Below are 4,940 nucleotides of genomic sequence, written 5' to 3' on the forward strand. Positions count from 1 at the left end.
TGTTCAGTTGGCTCACAAAACCTACGAGCCGGCTAGGGAGAAAGCTGAAGAACGAGGTAAGACGATGATTCACTCGGCCTAAAAACGCGCTACTCGTTGAAGTGCCAGAGCAGTTGGCGTGCCCTCGCTTCAACTGCAACACGAATCATCGAGCGTCCTGCTCGCCGGGATGGAGAACGGCTGCGGGGGAAGATCGCTTTCCCTGAGCTTCCGAGTGGAATCGACGACCGACGGCTCGCGAATCCCACGCCTTGCGGAATTCGCAAGAATAAAGACCAACTCTTCGGGTCTCATAACGCCGAAAGCCGGATGGAGCATCCGGCTTTCGCAAAGCAAAGTAGTTTGGTGGACGAGACCGGGATCGAACCGGCGACCTCCTCATTGCGAACGAGGAAAAATCTAAGCTAAGGCGCGGTGCCACAGTCACTTAGATTTTTGAGGAGGCCTTGAATTGCCCCGCTCGCCCCGCCAACGGATCAAAGGATTTGCTCTGATACAAACGGGCTGACCAACGACCAACGGCCATGCGTCAAGTGCGTCCCCAGCCAGTTCGATTCGGGGGCCAGAATCGCATGTTACAACCCAACGATTAACTTTCGCATTGAGCTGGCTGCATGACGTGGGAAGAGAAGGGAATGAAGATCCTCAAAGACTTCCCAAGCTTCGGACGTGGGTTCGATTCCCATCGCCCGCTCCATAAATTCTGATGACTCAGTTGACCTTACGTTGCTCAACCCACAAAATAAGACCATAAAATGGGGTGTTTTGGTCCCAAGTTGCTCCCAAATCCCGACTGCACCCCGTCAGAGACAAATTCTTTGGGCTCACAGACGAATAGCTTTCCGGAGTTTTGCTTACGACAAGAGCGGAAGTAGCTCTTCTCTTTTCCTCGCGCTCCCACCGTGAGCCAGGGCGTTACTCTTTATCAGCGTACGCTCGAAACGCGTATTAAGCGGAAGCCGCTTTTGCTGCCGGGCGGGAACGCTTGCTTTCCCAGGCCTGGCGCATCTCTTCGCGCCTGGCAAGTACATATTTTTTGGCATCCTCGAAGTTCTTGTAGACCCGCTTGCCTTTGATCAAGTTGCACGGACGGCAGCAGGATACCAGGTTGGCAGGATCCTTCTTGCCCTTGTGGGCACGCGGCACGACGAAATCAACGGACATGATTAGGGCGTTTTCAAAGCTGGCCCTCCCATCCAATCCGCAGTACTTGCAGCAGAATTCATCACGTTCCAGAATCTTCAGGCCTTCGGCCTGGCTTACGGGCATATCGACTCTTGACAGGGTCATGATGTTGAATGGCATGGAGCACCTCCAAATCAGAAATCCTATTGCATATTAAGATGATTGAGAAGAGGGGAAGTCTGATCTGACCGAACGCGACAAGCAACTGAGGAAGATCGGCTTTCATTACACCATTCCGGAACGGTCGCGATTGTGCCTATATCATCGACATCGAACCAGTTGGCATATGGAGCCTCGATCTGGCTAAATCTCCCGCCTGCCGTCGAACGCGCCGCGACGAGGCCGTTTACGTGCTTCCGACCTCAGGTTGCTGCTGCTTTTGTTGCTGCGCATGCTTCCGCCAAGGAGGTTGCACCTAGGACCCTTGGGAGGGAGAAGTTTATGAGTCAAGCAAGCGATTCCTGTAGTCATAGTGATTTTCTTTTAGCGGATCCATCTGAGACTGAATGATCCGATTGTTGGCTACCGGTCGTCAGGGTCGGCGAAGCAGATTTGTCCGGAGTAGCGAAGCGCGGTGCCGGCGACTAGGTCGGCTTCACCGAAGTAGTTCACATCGCCTGTGGCTCCAGCGAACCGGCCTGTTCCGCCTGTGATGCGTGAGGGATACGTGATGATAGCGAAGCGAGTTTGGGAATTCTGAACCGGAACGGTAGTGGCGACGGCGGGATCCAAGTAGATGTTGTCGCCGGATTCAGTGACCCAGTGATGCTGAACGTGGAATATCACCGTGCCGTTTGGACCCGGCTGAGGAGCCGTCAGCAACATTGCGGCAACCGCACCACGCAGGTCACCCGTTACCGGGCCCAAAGTCGTGTTGGCGTCCACGGCGCCGAAATTGGTGATGATGCTGCCACCGACGTGAGTGCAGTGACGTTCCCCGGATTCGGAGCGTGGCTGGGCCGCGGTGGTCGGATGGCCTCCGCCGCTGGTGATGAATGCAGTGAGGAAGACTGCACCGGAAACTAGGAATGCAATGCGAGCGATCCTTCCGAATGACATGGTGGATCTCCTTTTTTGGTGCGCCAGGATCCTGTCTGATTCTCGACGAGCTGGAAAGGGGCAAGTCCTTGGCTACTACTAGCCGCACACAATGGCTCAAGCGCGAACTAGGGACAAGAACCCAGCTGGTGGTTTGTTGGTTCCATTGGAAGTTATTGATTCTCGGGCTCTAATCATCCAACGTTCCTGCAGCCCTTCGTTCAAGCCCGTACGGAACGTGATAGACTCTGCGTCAATTGGGACAAAGTGGGCCAAGGTCACCATGCCCAACCAGTCGCGGATCATAAGGTTCGGTATCTTCGAAGTGGATCTGCAAGCGGGTGAGGTTCGCAAAGCCGGGTTGAGGCAAAAACTCGCGGGCCAACCTTTCCAAGTGTTACAAGTCCTGCTGGAACGCCCTCAGGACATCGTTACGCGGCAGGAGTTGCGGGAGCGCATCTGGCCGGGGAATACCTTCGTTGACTACGAGCTGGCGCTCAAAAAGGCCGTCAATCGCTTGCGCGAAGTGCTCGGTGACTCGGCCGAGAGTCCTCATTTCATTGAGACGATTCCTCGCCGCGGCTATCGCTTCATCGGCACCATTTCGCCCCAGTCCATTCCCCCGGAATCCAGGGAGCCACGCTCAACCGCGGCTAATGATTCCCTAGAGCGGCCTGCCGTCCAGGCCAGCGCAAGGCTTTCCTGGCGACTGATCGCTGCTTTCTCACTGGCCGCTATCGCCGCGCTCTTGTTGTCGCTGAATGCCGACAGACTCCGTACCCGCATCTTTGCCCGCTCTCGCACCCCCAAAATTCACTCCATTGCCGTTCTTCCGTTGCAGAATCTCTCGAACGATCCAGACCAAGAGTATTTCAGCGATGGCATGACCGACGAGCTGATCACCGATCTCGCTAAGGTCAGCCAGTTGCAGGTCATCTCCCACACATCTGTTGAGCGGTACAAAGGAACGAAACTCCTCCTGCCCGAAGTCGCTCGGCAACTGGGCGTGGATGCGGTGGTCGAAGGACGAGTGATGCGTTCGGGTGATCGCGTGCGCATCACCGCTCAGTTGATTGACGCCCGCACAGACCGCCATCTCTGGGCCGAAAGCTATGAGCGGGACGTCCGGGATGTGTTGGCGTTACAAGACGAATTGGCAGCCCAGATTACCAACCAGGTCGGCATCAGCCTCTCTGCGAATGAAGACGCACGTAATCAGAGCAATCGGCCAGTAGATCCTGCCGTGGAGGAAGCCTACTTGAAAGGCCGCTACTTTTGGAATAAGAGGACTGCGGCTGAAGTGAGAAAGGGTATTGTGTATTTCGAGCGAGCCATCGAACTCGATCCTAATTATGCCCCAGCATATGCGATGCTCGCTGAATCGCACGTGGTCTTGAACGGCTATCGACTCCAGCCCCCTTCGCAAGCATATCCGGAAGTCCGGGCGGCAGCTCTCAAGGCGTTGCAGCTGGACGAAACACTTGCCGCGGCTCACACTGCCCTAGGTGCATTCACATGGGAGTACGAATGGGACGCTGCAGCGGGAGAACGAGAATACCGCCGAGCGATTGCACTGAACCCAAACGATGCGACCGCCCATCAATGGTACGCGGAGCGGTTAGCATCTGCTGGACGCGAGCAAGAAGCCTTGGAACAGATAAGACTTGCTAAGCAAGTTGACCCACTCTCAATCGCTGTGGGTACGATCACCGGCTGGATTCTTTATCTCGGTCGGCACTACGACCAGGCGATGGAAGAGTACCGGCGGACAATCGAAATAGATCCGGCCTTCCCGCTCGCGCATACCTACCTAGGCCGTGCCTATATCCAGAAAGGCGATCTCAAGGCAGGATTAGTGGAGTGCCAGACAGCCGCCCGATTGTCTGAGAACTCAGAGAACCATCTGTTCTATGTCGCTTGGCTTGCTTATGCGTACGCAAAGGCGGGCAAACGAGACGAAGCGTTGCGCATGGTTCGCAAGTTACAAGCAACTTCGCGCCAATCCTATATGGCTTCTCATGACGTCGCGGCCATCTTTGCAGGGCTTGGCGACCAATCCGAGGCCTTCGTATGGCTGAATAAGGCGCGCGATGAGAGATCCTATACAGCGCTGGACGTTGGGGCTGAGCCGGAATTTGATCCGCTACGCTCCGATATCCGCTTTCTATTCTTTCTGGAGACCCTGCGATGACCAACGGCATTCGACTCGTCCTGTCGTGGCTTAAAGAGCCCTCGGCCTCGTCTCCGGCGGAGATGTGTTTTTTCTTGACTTCCCTTTATAGAACTTATCAGGCACTGAACCGGGCAGACGCTGTGACTATGCTCTCCTTTGCTTAAGTTGACGGCGACAATCTTGCGCGATACGCTTCGGGGTAATTCCCCAGGCTGTCTTGCATTCTCAGCGACAAGACGCCGATCGTCCGGAGATACGTGGAGGTGCCACACGGCGCCGACGATCGAAAACCCAGGAAGCCGTACAACAAAATCACATCACCGTCCACTTGTGAATTGGAAAGCAGTTTCGTGTGCGAAGGAGTGTCCCATGAGAACCTATCTGCTTGTTGGTTTGGTTTTAATGGTTTGGGCGGTTCCAGCACGTGGGGATACCGTCCTGATCGATTCGCCCGGCACGCCGATGGCAGGCTGTCCCTCGGCCTTCGGTGTTGCGGTCGGAGAATCTAGCGGCACCGTAACGCTGCCTTGTCTCGTGAAGGCTG

3 protein-coding genes are annotated in these 4,940 nt (G+C 55.6%); 1 reads left to right on the forward strand and 2 read right to left on the reverse strand.

Annotated features, from left to right (window positions below):
* Positions 1 to 948 precede the first annotated feature (948 nt).
* Entirely contained in the window at positions 949 to 1,305 is a 357-nt protein-coding gene (locus tag VNX88_10880) for an HNH endonuclease (protein ID HWY69164.1), read from the reverse strand.
* A 402-nt stretch (positions 1,306 to 1,707) separates the two neighbouring features.
* Positions 1,708 to 2,244 carry a hypothetical protein gene (locus VNX88_10885; GenBank protein HWY69165.1) on the reverse strand — a complete coding sequence of 179 codons (537 nt, stop codon included), beginning with the start codon at positions 2,242 to 2,244 and terminating at the stop codon, positions 1,708 to 1,710.
* A 262-nt stretch (positions 2,245 to 2,506) separates the two neighbouring features.
* On the opposite strand from VNX88_10885, the gene VNX88_10890 reads away from it, so the two are divergent.
* Positions 2,507 to 4,414: a tetratricopeptide repeat protein gene (locus VNX88_10890; GenBank protein HWY69166.1), complete on the forward strand. Its 1,908-nt coding sequence runs from the start codon at positions 2,507 to 2,509 to the stop codon at positions 4,412 to 4,414.
* The last annotated feature ends 526 nt before the right edge of the window (positions 4,415 to 4,940 follow it).

Source organism: Terriglobales bacterium, assembly GCA_035567895.1.
Lineage (GTDB): Bacteria > Acidobacteriota > Terriglobia > Terriglobales > Acidobacteriaceae > Gp1-AA112.

Excerpts from the sequence above, each read along its gene's own strand:
- VNX88_10880 (HWY69164.1), bottom strand. The coding sequence starts at position 1,305 with ATGCCATTCAACATCATGACCCTGTCAAGAGTCGATATGCCCGTAAGC.
- VNX88_10885 (HWY69165.1), bottom strand. The coding sequence starts at position 2,244 with ATGTCATTCGGAAGGATCGCTCGCATTGCATTCCTAGTTTCCGGTGCA.
- VNX88_10890 (HWY69166.1), top strand. The coding sequence starts at position 2,507 with ATGCCCAACCAGTCGCGGATCATAAGGTTCGGTATCTTCGAAGTGGAT.